At 68.0% G+C, this 13,234-nt stretch carries 11 protein-coding genes; 3 read left to right on the top strand and 8 right to left on the bottom strand.

All coding sequences use genetic code 11. The annotated features are described in order from the left end of the window. Positions 1-3: 3 nt before the first annotated feature. Entirely contained in the window at positions 4-597 is a 594-nt protein-coding gene (locus DEIMA_RS08230; RefSeq protein ID WP_148234929.1) for a hypothetical protein, read from the bottom strand. A gap of 156 nt (positions 598-753) precedes the next feature. Here DEIMA_RS08230 and DEIMA_RS08225 point away from each other — a divergent pair, with 156 nt between their 5' ends. Continuing rightward, positions 754-4,074: an eCIS core domain-containing protein gene (locus DEIMA_RS08225; RefSeq protein WP_148234928.1), complete on the top strand. Its 3,321-nt coding sequence runs from the start codon at positions 754-756 to the stop codon at positions 4,072-4,074. Next, positions 4,071-4,463 carry a hypothetical protein gene (locus DEIMA_RS08220; protein WP_148234927.1) on the top strand — a complete coding sequence of 131 codons (393 nt, stop codon included), beginning with the start codon at positions 4,071-4,073 and terminating at the stop codon, positions 4,461-4,463. Before DEIMA_RS08225 ends, DEIMA_RS08220 begins: the two co-directional genes overlap by 4 nt. Before the next feature lie 126 nt (positions 4,464-4,589). On the opposite strand, the gene DEIMA_RS08215 is transcribed toward DEIMA_RS08220, so the two are convergent. From DEIMA_RS08215 to DEIMA_RS08190, 6 genes are all read right to left on the bottom strand, one after another. Beyond that, positions 4,590-5,840, bottom strand: coding sequence for an ABC transporter permease (locus tag DEIMA_RS08215; protein ID WP_013556775.1), 1,251 nt, complete (start codon positions 5,838-5,840; stop codon positions 4,590-4,592). After that, complete coding sequence (locus tag DEIMA_RS08210; RefSeq protein WP_013556774.1) at positions 5,840-6,574, bottom strand: ABC transporter ATP-binding protein; 735 nt, start codon at positions 6,572-6,574, stop codon at positions 5,840-5,842. The genes DEIMA_RS08215 and DEIMA_RS08210 overlap by 1 nt, the downstream gene beginning before the upstream one ends. A 15-nt stretch (positions 6,575-6,589) precedes the next feature. Beyond that, on the bottom strand, positions 6,590-6,784 hold the full coding sequence (locus DEIMA_RS08205; protein ID WP_013556773.1) for a helix-turn-helix transcriptional regulator: 195 nt from the start codon (positions 6,782-6,784) through the stop codon (positions 6,590-6,592). A gap of 19 nt (positions 6,785-6,803) precedes the next feature. Beyond that, positions 6,804-7,199: a hypothetical protein gene (locus DEIMA_RS16905; protein ID WP_013556772.1), complete on the bottom strand. Its 396-nt coding sequence runs from the start codon at positions 7,197-7,199 to the stop codon at positions 6,804-6,806. A 164-nt stretch (positions 7,200-7,363) separates the two neighbouring features. Then, a complete protein-coding gene (locus DEIMA_RS08195) occupies positions 7,364-8,122 on the bottom strand; it encodes a DivIVA domain-containing protein (RefSeq protein WP_013556771.1) in 759 nt (252 codons plus the stop codon). Continuing rightward, on the bottom strand, positions 8,119-8,748 hold the full coding sequence (locus DEIMA_RS08190; protein WP_013556770.1) for a YggS family pyridoxal phosphate-dependent enzyme: 630 nt from the start codon (positions 8,746-8,748) through the stop codon (positions 8,119-8,121). The genes DEIMA_RS08195 and DEIMA_RS08190 overlap by 4 nt, the downstream gene beginning before the upstream one ends. A 173-nt stretch (positions 8,749-8,921) precedes the next feature. Here DEIMA_RS08190 and DEIMA_RS08185 point away from each other — a divergent pair, with 173 nt between their 5' ends. Beyond that, positions 8,922-11,519, top strand: coding sequence for a BamA/OMP85 family outer membrane protein (locus DEIMA_RS08185; RefSeq protein ID WP_013556769.1), 2,598 nt, complete (start codon positions 8,922-8,924; stop codon positions 11,517-11,519). A 76-nt stretch (positions 11,520-11,595) separates the two neighbouring features. On the opposite strand, the gene DEIMA_RS08180 is transcribed toward DEIMA_RS08185, so the two are convergent. Beyond that, positions 11,596-13,185, bottom strand: coding sequence for an outer membrane protein assembly factor BamB family protein (locus DEIMA_RS08180; protein WP_043817215.1), 1,590 nt, complete (start codon positions 13,183-13,185; stop codon positions 11,596-11,598). Between the last annotated feature and the right edge of the window lie 49 nt (positions 13,186-13,234).

Here is a 13,234-nt window from a genome sequence, read left to right as displayed (position 1 = left end):
CGCTCAGTCGCCCCGCTGCTCACCGCTGAGCGTGAACGTCTCCAGCCCGTACCGTCGCGTGACCTCCACCCGCACCCGCGCGTCCGCCTGTACCGCCGCCCGCTGCTCCGCCGTCAGCCCCTCCAGTCCGAAAGTGTACGTGTTCGCGCCCTCCCACCCGCACGCGCCCGTATCGCAATCCTGCGTCCAGCTGTCCACCCCTCCGGCGTCCACGGACGTCGGCTGTAGCCGCGCCAGTTCGCGGCCAGCCGCGTCGTCGATCACCAGCGCCGCCGTCCACGCCGCGGCGTCCGCGAGGTCCAGCACAGCACCCCGCGCAACCAGACGCAGGCCGAGCGCCTCCGCGGACCACGGCGCGTCCGGCGCGCGCCCGTCCGCGCGGCAGCGGCTGAACGCGAGCGCCTCGCCACCCAGCAGCTGAAGGTCATCGTCCGACAGCGTGAAAATGTACTTCTCGACCTCTCCGGCACGCGCGGGCGCGGCCGCCGCGTCCACCCCCGCGAGACACGCGGCCCCCAGGGCCGCTGGCGTGGGCAGGAGCGCCTCGCGGGGCGTCACGGGTGCGGCCACCGCGGACGGCAGGAGAACAGCCAACATCAGCGCAACGGATCTCAACACCCCCACACCCTAGCGCCTGCGCCGCGTGAGACCCAGCCCGCCCACAGGGGCAACCTCATGCCCCGGCCTCCTGTTTTCGCCTTGACTTTCCCCACGCGTCCGCTAGCGTCCAGACAAGGAGGGTCGTTCATGTACATGCAGCGCAAAACTCGCACCCGGACCCCGCAGGTTCTGGACCCCAAACCCGTCCTGCAGCGCCCGGTCGTCCCCGCCGCGCAGGCCAAACGCACCGCGCTGCAGCGCCACCTGAACGCCCACACCTCCCGGCCCGCCCGCACGCAACGTCAGGCCGTCCACCCCATCCTGACGGCCGCGCGCCTGCATGCGGACACGGAACGCGACGAGCACAACGCCCGCGCCGCCCTGCTCGCCCGCATGGACGCCCTGCACCACGCCCTGCCCGACGGCGCCCTTCAGGCCGCGCAGCAGCGACAGGTCGCCCGCCGCGCGCCCACCGCCCGCCCTGCGCGCCCCACCACCCCCGAAGACTGGGTGAGGGTTGCCCTGCACGCCGCCCAACACACGCAGGACCCGCACCACCCCGAGCGCTCCCGTCCCCTCAACGCTGCCGAATACACGCAGCACACCGCCACCCTGCACGCGGCCACCCAACATCTCGTCGCCGCCTTCCGGAGTGACACCGCCCCCGCCGCCGTGCGGCACGCCACGTATGGGGAACGCCTCGCCACCCTGCAGCGCCACCCGGGCAGCGCCCCCATCAGCCGCATGGTCCTGCACCTCCTCCCCACCAGCGAACGCCCCGGCGTCCAGCGCGCTATGACGGCCGCCGTGCAACGCCACGCCGCCGAGGACACCCAGGACGCGCAGGCCCTCGAACTCCACGACCTGCACGCCCACCTCGCCGCCCTCGATGCGGACCACGCGCGGCCCCTCACGGAACGCATCGAGGCCCGCCGCGGCCACGGCGCCCCCCTGCCCGACGACGTCCGCCGCCACCTGGAACTGGGCCTGAACGCGGACCTCAGCCGCGTACGCGTCCACACGGACACCGCCGCGCACACACTCTCCAAGAGCGTCCACGCCCTCGCCTTCACCAGTGGCAACGACATCTTCTTCCGCACGGGCACGTACACGCCCAACACGCGCAGTGGCCTGGAACTCCTCGCGCACGAAGTCACGCACACGGTGCAGCAGGCACAGGGCCGGGTCACCCCCGGCATCGACCCGGACGCCAGCCTGGAAACCGAAGCGCGCGACGCGGGCGCACGGCTCGCCCAGCCCTTTCCGCACCCCCGAACGCTTTTCGCACCGCCACCCCACGCACCCGGCGTGTACACGCCCGCCGCGGCCCTGCACCGCGCCCAGCATGGCGCCGTCCAGGCTGCCCTGCACGGGCCGTTCCGAGCCCTCCAACGTCACGCGGACCCCACCGTCCAGCGCTGGAATCCGCTCGGTGCCGTGCTCGACAAAGGCCGCGAACTGATCGCCCAGGGGCTCACCGTCATCCCCGGCTACCGTGAGCTGTGCGCCGTGTTCGGCCGTGACCTCGTCACCGGCAAGGCCATGGCGCAAAACCCGAACGCCATCCTGACCGCCCTTACGAAGTTCTTGCCTGCGCCCCTGCGCGGCATTGCCGAACACCTCCGCGAATCGAACGCCATCCCGAAAGCGTGGGCGTGGCTGCAAGGGGAACTGGCCGCCCTCAACGTCGGCGGCCTGCTGCCCGACATCGCGAACGCCCTGAAGAGCGCCAATCTCGGCAAAGCCCGGGACGCCGTCACCGCCCGCATCACCCGCATGCGCAGCATCGTCAGCGGCAGCGCCACGAAACTCGCCGAGATCGCCCTGGACGCCGTCGGCGCGGGCCTCGGCCCCGCAGCGCGGCAGGTCATCGCTGGCCTCAAACGCAGCGGCAACGTCCTCCTCCAGGTCCTCAAGAACCCCGCCGCGTTCGCCCGCAACCTCATTCAGGCCGTGACCGGCGGGTTCCGTGCGTTCGGGCGTTCTGCCCGAACGCACCTCCAGAACGGCCTCGGGACGTGGCTGAGCGGCTCCAGCGGGTTCACGTTCCCCGCGAAGCTCGATGTGGCGGGCGTTTTCAGCACAGTCTTGACAGTGCTTGGGCTGACCTACCAGAACTTCCGCGCGGCCATGGTCCGTAAACTGGGCCGTGAGCAGACGGCCCTCGCGGAGCAGAAAGTGGACCTGGTCCGAGGCATCGCCCGCAAGGGGCTGCTCTTCGCTGACGACGTCAAAGCCCACAGCGGCGACGTGAAAAGCACCGTCGTTGATGGCGTCAAGGACGAGGTCCGCAATACCGTGATTGTCGCTGCTACGCAGAAGCTCGTCACGATGTTCGTGCCCGGGGGCGGCTTCGTGAACGCCCTGATCAGCGCGTTCGACACCGTCAAGTTCCTGATGGACAAGGGCCGCGACATCATGGCCGTCGTGAGCACCGCCGTGAACAGTGTCGGCGCCATCGCGAGCGGGAATATCAGCAGCGCCGTGAGCGGCATCGAGCGGAGCTTGGCGGGCAGCATTCCCCTCGCCCTGAACTTCCTCAGCCGCCTCCTACGTCTCGGCAATATCGGCGGGAAAGTCAAGGGCGTCATGACGCGCGTGAAGAGCAAACTCGACCGCGCACGCGACAAAGTCATGGACAAGATCGCGGGCCTGGTGGCGAAGATCGGGAAGGCGCTGCCCGGGGGGCGGACTACCAAAGCCCTCCCGAAAGGCCAGAGCGTCACACCGGACCTGGCCGCGAAACAGAAGGTGTTGAATGCGGCACTCACAGAGGCGGGCGCCCTGCTCAGCGTCCAAGGCACGACCCCAGCAGCCGTCAAACGTGCCCTGCCAGGGATTCAGAAACGCCACGGCCTCAAAAGCCTGCGCCTGATCAATGAGGGCGGCAAGAGGTACCACATTCACGGCAAACTGAACCCGGAGGGCGACACGCCCAGCGTCCAACTCGAAGGCGGACCGAAACCGACGTACTTCGTCGAGGACCACTACGATTTCTTCCACGGAACCATTGAGGTGTTCGCAGAGAACATCCGCAGTGGCGGGATCGATCTGCGGTATGCCACCCGCCCCATGGACTTCGGCAAAGGGTTCTATGTGACCTTCAACAAGGTTCACGCCGAGCAGATGTCTGGGCGGACCTCGAAGTTCCGCACAGCCGAGCGCGACCAGGGGCGCAATACCTACACGAACGCGCAGCTGGCGGCCACCGTCCTGCACTTCAAAGTCAACACGCGAGAAATGCTGGCTTACTCAGGCCGCGAGTTCCTTGAGGCGAACGACGCCTGGGCTTCGTTCGTTGAATGGCACCGCGCCGACAAGGAGCATCACCGGTACGATTTCGTCTATGGCCCAGCAGCGAAAACGTACAAACCTGATCATGACGCGACCAAGCCGATGAAGTTCCCGAAATTCAATCAGATTTCCATTCACAGTCCTGCTCTTGCGGCCCTCTTCCATAAGGGACTGCAGTGATGCAGGACGCGTATGGCCTGGACTTCATTGCCGCAGAGCTCCGAGATGAGCGGCTGTTCACGGCTGAGATCATCGAAGTCCTGAAGCATTACTTCCAGTTGCCGCATGCCGTGGCTCAACAATTGGTGGTGTCGTACTTCAGGGCAGACATGGCGGAGTTTCTGCCCGACCCGGACGACGAGGAGAGCGTCGAGATGTACTGGGGAACCCTGATGCATTTCGGCGGTCCGTACTGGTATGCACGCCACCTGCTGGCGGGCGCCCCGCCGGACGTTCAGGCCCTCAGCTCGGGCTTTGGGGCGGTGGACACCCATGATGAACCTGCTCTGCCTGCTGATTACGCGGCGTGGGCGGGGCCTATACGGGCTCAACTCCGCTCGCTGCTGTAACGCTATGGCGGATGCCAAGAGGCGTGTGGCGGAATCCATCCATCATGTCTGGGGGGAGCAGGTTCTGACCCCCGGAACGCACAGGGGCGCCGCTCAAGGTCGAGCGGCGCCCCTGTGCGTTTCGGTTTAGTTGCGGAAGATGACCTGTTCGCGGCTGAAGCTGCGCACGGCGATGAGGGTGACGACGACAGTGGCGGCAAGGTTCACGAGGATGGCGAGGCCGGCGTTGCCGGGAACGACCTGGCCTTTGACGGTGTCGAGGATGACGAGCAGAGCGTTGATGAGGGGAATGGCGTAGAGGGTGGCGTTGCGGGTGAGGAAGTCCGCGAATTGCAGGGCGACGGCGGGGAGGACGATCAGGATGGTGAGGGGGGCGATGTACGTCTGCGCTTCTTTGAAGGAGCGGGCGAAGATGGCGATGGCGATGAGGATGGCGCTGATGAGCAGGGCGGCGCTGATGAGCATGGCGAGGAGGATGAGGAAGTCGGTGGGGGTGACGCTGAGGGTGCCACCGAACGCAGCGGTGATGTCGGCGCTGCTGCTGGCGCCGTTCACGAGGCGGGCGACGGGGGCGGCGATGGCGAGGCCGATGACGCTGAAGAGGGCGGACATGAGGGCGAAGAGGGTGGTGGCGACGAGTTTGCCGGTGACGACTTCGGTGCGGCGGACTGGGCTGACGAGGAGGGCTTCGAGGGTGCCGCGTTCTTTTTCGCCGGCGGTGCTGTCGATGGCGGTGGCCATGGCGCCGGCGAGGATGAACTGCACCATGAACATGGGGATCAGGAAGGCGAGTTGGCCGCTGCGTTTTTCGGCGGTGGTGCTGGCGTCGATGGTGTCGGTGCGGACGGGGGTGAGCGTGCGTTCGTTGAGGCCGAGCGTGCGGAGTTTCCGGGCGACGAGTTGCTGGTTGTATTGGTCGATGACGGCGCGGATTTTGGTGCTGGCGCCGGTTTCGGCTTTGAGGCTGCCGGTTTTGGTGTAGAGCTTGATGGTGGCGTTCTGGGTGCCGGCTTCGGTGGGGAGGGCGGTGGGGACGCTGATGGCGACGTCGAAGCTGCCGTCCTGAACGGCTTTGAGGGGGTCGGTGACGGGGACGAGGTTGATGCCGGCGCCGATGACGTGGCCTTTGGCGTCGCGGACATCGCTGGTGAGGCGGGCGCGGAGTTCGGGGGGGAGGTGGTCGTGGCCGACGATGCCGACGTTCTGGCGGGTTTGTTGGGCGCCGCCGATGATGCCGCCGAGCAGGGCGGGCATGCCGACGGTGAAGAGCGGAATGAGGAGCAGGGGGATGAGGATGGTGCTGATGAGGGTACGGCGGTCGCGGAGGGTGCTGAGGAGTTCTTTGTAGGTGACCTGCCAGATGAAGGGGAGTCGCATTATTGGGTCTCCTGGGCACGTTGTTGGAGGAGGTGGAAGAAGGCGCGTTCGAGGCCGGTCTGGCCGGTGGCGTGGAGGATGCCGTGGACGGTGTCGAGGGCGAGGAGCTGGCCGCGTTCGATGATGGCGACGCGGTCGGCGACTTCTTCGATTTCGCTCATGACGTGGGTGCTGTACAGGACGAGGCGGCCGGGGGCGCGCATGGCTTGGACGAAGTCGAGGAGGGCGCGGCGGGCGAGGATGTCGAGGCCGCTGGCGGCTTCGTCGAGGATGAGGACGGCGGGGTCGTGAATGACGGCGCGGGCGATGACGATTTTCTGGCGCATGCCGGTGCTGTATTCGGCGGCGCGGCGGTCGAGGGTGTCGTTGAGGTCGAGGGCGGCGTTGAGTTGTTCGATCCGGCTGTCGGCCTGCGTGCGGGTGAGGCCGTAGAGGCCGGCGAAGTAGCGGAGGGTTTCGCGGCCGGTGAGGCGGTCGTAGAGGCCCATGCCGCCGTTGACGACGCCGAGCATGCGGCGGACGCGTTCGGGGTCGCGGGTGATGTCGATGCCGTTGAGGAGGGCGGTGCCGCTGGTAGGGGTGAGGAGGGTGGCGAGGGTGCGCAGGAGGGTGGTTTTGCCGGCGCCGTTGGGGCCGAGCAGGCCGAAGATTTCGCCGTCGTGGGCGGCAAAAGTGACGTCGTGGAGGGCGCGGTGCTGGCCGTAGGTTTTGCTGAGGTGTTGGACGTCGAGCATGTGGGGCCTTTCGGGTTAGTCGTCGGGGGTGAAGATGGCTTCGAGGGGGAGGGCGAAGGTGCGGGCGATGCGGAAGGCGAGGGGGAGGCTGGGGTCGTACCTGCCGGTTTCGAGGGCGTTGACGGTTTGTCGGGAGACGTCGAGGTGGTTGGCGAGGTCGGCCTGGGTCCAGCCGCGTTCGGTGCGCAGGACGCGGATGCGGTTGTTCATGCGCGGGGTCCTGGTGGGGTCATGCGCTGCGGGCGTCGCGGGCGCTGAGCAGGGCGACGCACAGGCCCCAGGTGGTCATGCCGAAGGCGTAGATGATCCAGAGTGGGCAGGTGAAGTGCAGGGCGCTCTGGAAGGTGTAGGTGAGGGCGACGGCGGTCATGGTGATGACGAAGGCGAGGCTGCCGGCGCGTTGGTGGAGGCGCTGGCCGTATTCGTCCATGGTGAGGTAGAGGCGCACGAAGGTGCCGAGCAGGACGAGGATCAGGCCGGTGAGGCCGCCGACGGTGAGGCCGTGGCTGAAGTCGTTGTTGAGGCGGTGGGCGAGGAGGCTGAAGGCGAGGACGAGCAGGGTGACGACGGTGATGCTGAGGAGGCCTTTGGTGAAGGCGCGGGCGGTGCGTTGGTCGCGGGTCATGGGCGGCTCCGGCGTGGGGGCGTCATGTCAACTCTCCTTGGCCCCGAGCGTAAAGGGACATTGACATATAGTCAAGCACACTTGACGTTCCACACGTACGTCCCGCGCGCAACACGACAACAGGCGGGGTCTCCCCCGCCTGCCTGAACGCACCGTCCGGCGTCTTACACGAACTGCTGATCGAGCTGCGGCTGCCCTTCGGGCGCGTCCGGCTCCGCCTGCGGCTGCTCCACCACCGACAGCTCCCCGCTCAGGTCCGACGGCAGCGCCGTCACGTCCGGCTCCGGATGGCTCGCCGCCAGTTCCGCGAAGGACCGCACCAGCCCGCGGAACTGCGCCACGAACTGCGCGTGCTCCGCGCGCGCCTGCGCCAGCACCTGCGTCAGCTCCGCGTGCCGCTGCACGAACGTCCGCTCCAGCAGCGCACGCCGCGCACTGTACCCTTCCTCCAGCTCATGGTGACGCCGCTGGTACGCGCCCTCCAGCTCCGCGAACCGCGAGCGGAACTGCGCTTCAGTGTCGGTCATGCGCGCGCCATGGCGCGCCTCCAGCTCCGTGGCCCGCGCCTCGTGCCGCGCTTCCAGCTCCACGCGCCGCGCCTCAGTCTCGATAAGCAAGCGGTCGCGCGCCTCGTGCGCCTCGCGCAGCAGCAGGTCCGCTTCGCGCTGCGCGTTCACCTTCATGTCGTTGCCGATGCGTTCCGCCGCCACGACCGTCCGCCGCAGCTCGTCCTCGGCCTGGCGGTACATCTCCACCTGACCTTCCAGTTCACGGATGCGCTCGGCCTGGCCCTGCACCTCGTGCAGCAGCGCCTCGAACTGGTCGCTGACGTTCTCCAGGAACGCGCGGACGTCACGGCGCTGGTAGCCGCTCAGCGCGCCCGCGAAGTCCTGATGTCGGATGTCCAGTGGTGTGAGTTTCATTGAAATAACGCCCTCCCCACCCGGACGAGTGTCGCACCGTAACGCACCGCCTCGGGGTAATCGTCGCTCATGCCCATGCTCAGTTCCGACAGGCCCAGATCGTGCGCGCGCGCCTGCGTGTCCGCGAACACCGCGCGCGCCGCTGCCGGGTCGTCATACGGGGCCATGACCATCAATCCACGCACGTTCAGTCCTGTTTGGCGCACCTGATCGTACAACGCCCGCAGGTTTTCCGCCGACACGCCGTGCTTCTGGCGCTCGCCGTTGCTGACCTGCAGCAGCACGTCCGGCGCGCGGCCCCAGGCCTCTGCATGCCGCGCGATCTCCTCGGCCTGCCACGCCACCTCCAGGGTGTGCACGAGCGTGACCGGCGCGAGGTACTTGATCTTGTTGCGCTGCAGCGGCCCAATGAAGTGCCAGTCCTGCCCGGGCAGCGCGCGCGCCTTGTCGCGCAGCTCCTGACCGCGGTTCTCACCGAGCGGGAACGTGCCGTGCTGCAGCACGTGCTCGGTGATCTCCTCCACTGAATGCCCCTTCGTGATGGCCACCAGGCGGGCGCTGCCGGGCGCGCGGCCCGCGGCTTCCTCGGCGGCGCGCAGGCCGCGCAGGACGTCCGGGACGCTCATGCTCGCCCGCGCATGAACACAGGGGCCAATGAACTTGAGAGCGGACTCACGCTCGCATTCTGCCGCGCACATGCCTGCACGGCAAGCGCGCGCCCACGCACATTCAGGCCCAATCAAGAGAACTTCACGTTTCTCAGCGCGCACCCTGCGAGCGTGGCATGCTAGGAGGCTGTATGAGACACCCACTTACCCTTGCCGTCACGGTCGCGCTGGTCGCTGCGCCCCACGCGTACGCGCAGACCACCGCCACCCTCGACGACATCGTCGTGCAGGGCGCCCCCGACCTGCTCGCCAACTACCTGAAGGTCAACCTGAGCACGCAGCCCGGCGCGGCGCTGAGCAGCGTCAACCTGCGTCAGGTCGAACAGGACACGCTCGCCACCGGCTTCTTCAAGACCGCGACCGCCAGCCTCACGACGCAGAACGGCCGTGACGTCCTGGTCATCAACGTCACGCCGAACGCCACCATCAGCAGCGTGACCGTTCAGGGCCTCACATTCTTCCCCGTCGAGGGCTTCAAGGGTGCCCTCGCGGACCGCCTGAACATCGCCGAGGGCGCGACCCTCAACACCGCGCGCATCGAGCAGAGCAAGGAGCTCCTCGCGCAGAACTACCGCGCGGAGAACTTCCCGTTCACGCCGAACATCAGCGCCGAGGTGAAAACCGACAAGGACGGCAAGGTCAGCGTCACGTACGTCGTCGACGAGACCGCGCCGGTCAGCCGCGTCGAGGTGAGCGGCAACACCCTGCTGCCGCAGGACGTCATCCGCGACACCTTCAAACCGCTGGTGGACAACAAGCGCTTCACGATCGAGTCGTACCGCGCGGTCCTCGACACGCTCGGCCGCGCGTACAGCGACCGCGGGTTCGCGTTCCGCCCCGAGAACGTCCAGGCGAACCTCGACGCGGGCGTCCTGAAGGTCACGCTCGTCGAGCCGATCGTCACGAACATCGACACGTCCGCGCTCGGCACCGTGAACGTCGCCTTGAAGACCAAGGCCGGCGCGGCCCTGAACTTCAACAACCTCAACGACGACGTGCGCGCCCTCTCGAACGCCACCGGCAAGGCCGTCGGCTGGGAAGCCGCGCCCGAGAACAACAACCCGGGCCGCGTCGTGGTGCGTTTCGCCGCCGCGAACACCCTCAGCGGCCCCGTGCAGCAGATTCAGGTGAGCGGCAACACGGTCGTGCCCACCGCCGACATCCTCGCCGTCGTGAAAACCAAGGTTGGGGACACCGCCGCGCCGCAACTGGTGCAGCAGGACTTCTACGCCATCCAGAAGCTCTACAACGACCGCGGCTACGAGATTGCCGCGACGCCCGACGCGATCGCGTTCGAGAACGGCACGCTCACCTTCAACCTGCGTGAAGTGCGCATTGCGAAGTACGAGCTGCAGTGGGCGGACAACAAGGCCCTCACGGGCGAGCGCGTCATCACGCGCGAGCTGCCGAAGACCGGTACGCTCTTCAACGATAAGAGCTTCCGCGGCGGCATTGAGACGCTCCAGCGCCTTGACTACCTCAAGGTCACGAACGTCCAGACGCGCAGCGACAACCCCGAGCGTCCGCAGGACCTCACGGTCGTCCTGAGCCTCGCGGGCGAGACGGCGGGCATTCCGGTTACGGCCAGCCTCACGTACGACACGCTCGTCGGCTTCGGCGGGGAACTGGGGTACAGCACCGGTAACTTCCTCGGGACCGGCAACGGCTTCGGCGCGTCCGTGGGGGCGAACCAGAACGACGCCGGACAGGTGTGGAGCGGCAACATCAACTACACCATCCCGTGGATCGACATCGATTTCCTCGACTTCCGCGAGAAGCGCACGGGCGTGAGCTTCAACGCCAGCAGCAGCGCCGTCGGCAACCAGGCGCTCACCGGCAAGGTCGTCAAGAAGGACGCGAACGGCAATGAACTGAAGAACGCGGACGGCACCCCGCAGATTCAGGACAGCGCCGACACGGGCCGCGACTACACGGTACGCAACACCGGCTTCGGCATTTCGCTCGGGCGGAACATCAACCAGTTCCTGAACGCGCGCGTAGGCGTGTCCACCAGCTACAGCACGTACTACCTGGAGCCCGTCAAAGACGGCGACAAGCCCGTGAAGGACTCCACCTTCGACTACACCAAGGACGAGCAGGCGACCACGCTGCTGCCGAAGAGCGGCGTGACGACGTACACCAGCGGCGCGCTCAGCTTCGACAACACCGACCGGTTCGACGCGCCCAGCAGTGGCGTGCGCGCGGACGCCAGCGCCGGCTTCGGCGTGGGCCGCAGTGGGAACGACAACTTGCGCTGGACGCAGCTTGAAGGCGGCGCGCGCACCTACTTCGGGTTCGGACGGGCCATGGAAGGCGGCGGGAAGCAGCACGTCTTCGCGGTGCGCCTGAACGCCGGCACGATCCTCGGCCAGCCGGGCTCCGGCACCCGCTTCTCGATCGGGTCGAGCACGCCGAACTTCGCGTACGAGCTGCGCGGGTACGAGCCGGGGTCCATCACGGGCCGCAACTACTTCACGGCGAGCGCCGAGTACCGGTACGACTTTGGGCTGCGTGCGGGCTTCGCGCAGGGTCTGTACGGCGTGGCCTTCGTGGACGCCGGGGACGCCTGGACGCCCGGCGACGCCAGCAACGCCTTCAACGTCAACGTCGGCTACGGCGCGGGCGTGCAGCTGAACCTGAACCTCGGCCTGAACCTGCGCTTCGACTACGGGTTCAGCCCCGTGAACAACCGCGGCAAGTTCGCGTTCCGCATCGGCAACTTCTGGTGATGTCGGTGGGGGCCACGCGCCCCCACAGCAGCGAGGCGCCCCGGGTTCCCGGGGCGCCTCGCTGCTGGCGTGTGGTTCAGCGGGGCGTGTAGACGGGGCGCAGGAGACGCGCGAAGTCGAGCGGGAGGCTGACGGTGCGGCCGGGCACGCGCAGGCGGTACGCACGGGCGCGCGCATCGTACGCGGGGGCCGCGTCGGGCAGCAGGGTGAGCGCGGCGAGCGGAACGTACGCGCGGCCGTCGATGGAGCGGACGGTGAGTGTCACGGGACGCCCAGCGAATTCCAGGGTGGTGGTGACGGACGTGGTGACGCGCACGCGCGCGCCGAGGGCCTCCACGAGGTCCGTGAGCGGCAGGTACACCTGGCCGTCGCGGACGAGCGCTGCGCGGCCCGCGCGGGTGGCGGCGGCCACCGGGTCAACCGCGGGGGTCGGCGTGGTGGGCCGCGGCGCGGGGGTCGTGGCGGTGCCGCCCGGGGTGGGGCGCGGCGCGGGCGTGGTGGGCGTGGGCGCTGGGGTGGTGGGGCGCGCGGCAGCCTGCGCGGCCTGCGTGCGGCTGCGGCGGTTCGTCGCTTCGGTGGCGGTGAGCGTGCGGCCCCAGCCGCTGGGGACGCTGCGGTAGAAGCTCCACTCACCCGTGGCGATGGGTGCTTGGCGCTGGATGGCGCTGAGCTGCCCGTCGTTCGTGCTGAAGTACCACGTGCCGGCGTCACTGACGGCGACGGTCGTGTCGATGCGTTTGCCGGTCTTGATGGTCCACTGCCCGCGCCCGCTCGCGTTGATGGCGTGCAGGGTGCCCTGCAGGTCACCCACGAGGACGTCGCCGTTCGTGAGTTCCACGGCGGGCGCCGCGACGGGCGCGCCCGTCTTGTAGGTCCATTCGACGGCGCCGTTCTTGTCGATGGCGTACACGTTGCCATCGTAGCTGCCGACGACGATCAGGCCGGTGCTGGTGATGATCGGGCTGGCGTTCACGAAGAGGTTTGCGGGGACGCGCCAGCGAAGCTGACCGTTCGCGTCGACAGCGTAGATGTTGCGGTCGCTGGACCCGAAATACACGTTGCCCTGGGCGTCCACGGCGGGGCTGCTGAAGATGAAGGAGTTCGCGCGGAACGCCCACTTGCGCCCGCCGGCGGGCGTGAGGGCGTACAGCTGGTTGTCCTGCGCGCCGAAGTAGATGGTGCCGTCCGCCGCGACGGTGGGGCTGCTGTAGATGCCGCCGCCGGCCTTGAAGCTCCACAGGGGCTGGCCAGTGCTGCTGAGCGCCCAGAGGGTGCCGCTGCTGCTGGCCGCGAGGACGCTGCCGTCGGCGCGCAGGGCGGGGCTGGCGACGATGTCGCCGTCGAGTTTCACGCGCCAGTCGACCTGTCCGGCGGCGTTCAGCTGAATGAGGTAGTCGTCGTACGCGCCGATGATGACCTTCCCGGCAGGCGTGATGATGGGCTGCGCGCGGCCGACGTCGCCGAGCGCGAAGTTCCATTTTTCCTTGCCGTTCGCGTCGGTGCGGTGGGCGCGGGCGTCCGTGCCGATGTACACCAGGTCGCCGTTTTCAGCGATGCTGATGGAGCCGAGGACCTTGAGGTTTTTGAGCCAGGCCACTTGCGGGGCGGTGGCGGCGGTGGCGGAGCCGAGCAGCAGCGCCAGCGCCAGGGTGAGTTGCTTCTTCATGCTCTTCGGATTGTGCCGCATGTTCATGAAAAACCATGCGTGTTTTGTG

It is taken from the genome of Deinococcus maricopensis DSM 21211, from assembly GCF_000186385.1.
In the GTDB taxonomy this organism is placed as follows: Bacteria; Deinococcota; Deinococci; order Deinococcales; family Deinococcaceae; genus Deinococcus_B; species Deinococcus_B maricopensis.
Note: the sequence above shows the minus strand (reverse complement) of the source record. Positions and strands in the feature narration are given on the sequence as shown.

Bases quoted from the DNA above. Each gene is read 5' to 3' on its own strand.
- DEIMA_RS16905 (WP_013556772.1), bottom strand. From the start codon at position 7,199: ATGACCCGCGACCAACGCACCGCCCGCGCCTTCACCAAAGGCCTCCTC.
- DEIMA_RS08180 (WP_043817215.1), bottom strand. From the start codon at position 13,185: ATGAAGAAGCAACTCACCCTGGCGCTGGCGCTGCTGCTCGGCTCCGCC.
- DEIMA_RS08190 (WP_013556770.1), bottom strand. From the start codon at position 8,748: ATGAGCGTCCCGGACGTCCTGCGCGGCCTGCGCGCCGCCGAGGAAGCC.
- DEIMA_RS08230 (WP_148234929.1), bottom strand. From the start codon at position 597: ATGTTGGCTGTTCTCCTGCCGTCCGCGGTGGCCGCACCCGTGACGCCC.
- DEIMA_RS08185 (WP_013556769.1), top strand. From the start codon at position 8,922: ATGAGACACCCACTTACCCTTGCCGTCACGGTCGCGCTGGTCGCTGCG.
- DEIMA_RS08225 (WP_148234928.1), top strand. From the start codon at position 754: ATGCAGCGCAAAACTCGCACCCGGACCCCGCAGGTTCTGGACCCCAAA.
- DEIMA_RS08195 (WP_013556771.1), bottom strand. From the start codon at position 8,122: ATGAAACTCACACCACTGGACATCCGACATCAGGACTTCGCGGGCGCG.
- DEIMA_RS08215 (WP_013556775.1), bottom strand. From the start codon at position 5,840: ATGCGACTCCCCTTCATCTGGCAGGTCACCTACAAAGAACTCCTCAGC.
- DEIMA_RS08205 (WP_013556773.1), bottom strand. From the start codon at position 6,784: ATGAACAACCGCATCCGCGTCCTGCGCACCGAACGCGGCTGGACCCAG.
- DEIMA_RS08210 (WP_013556774.1), bottom strand. From the start codon at position 6,574: ATGCTCGACGTCCAACACCTCAGCAAAACCTACGGCCAGCACCGCGCC.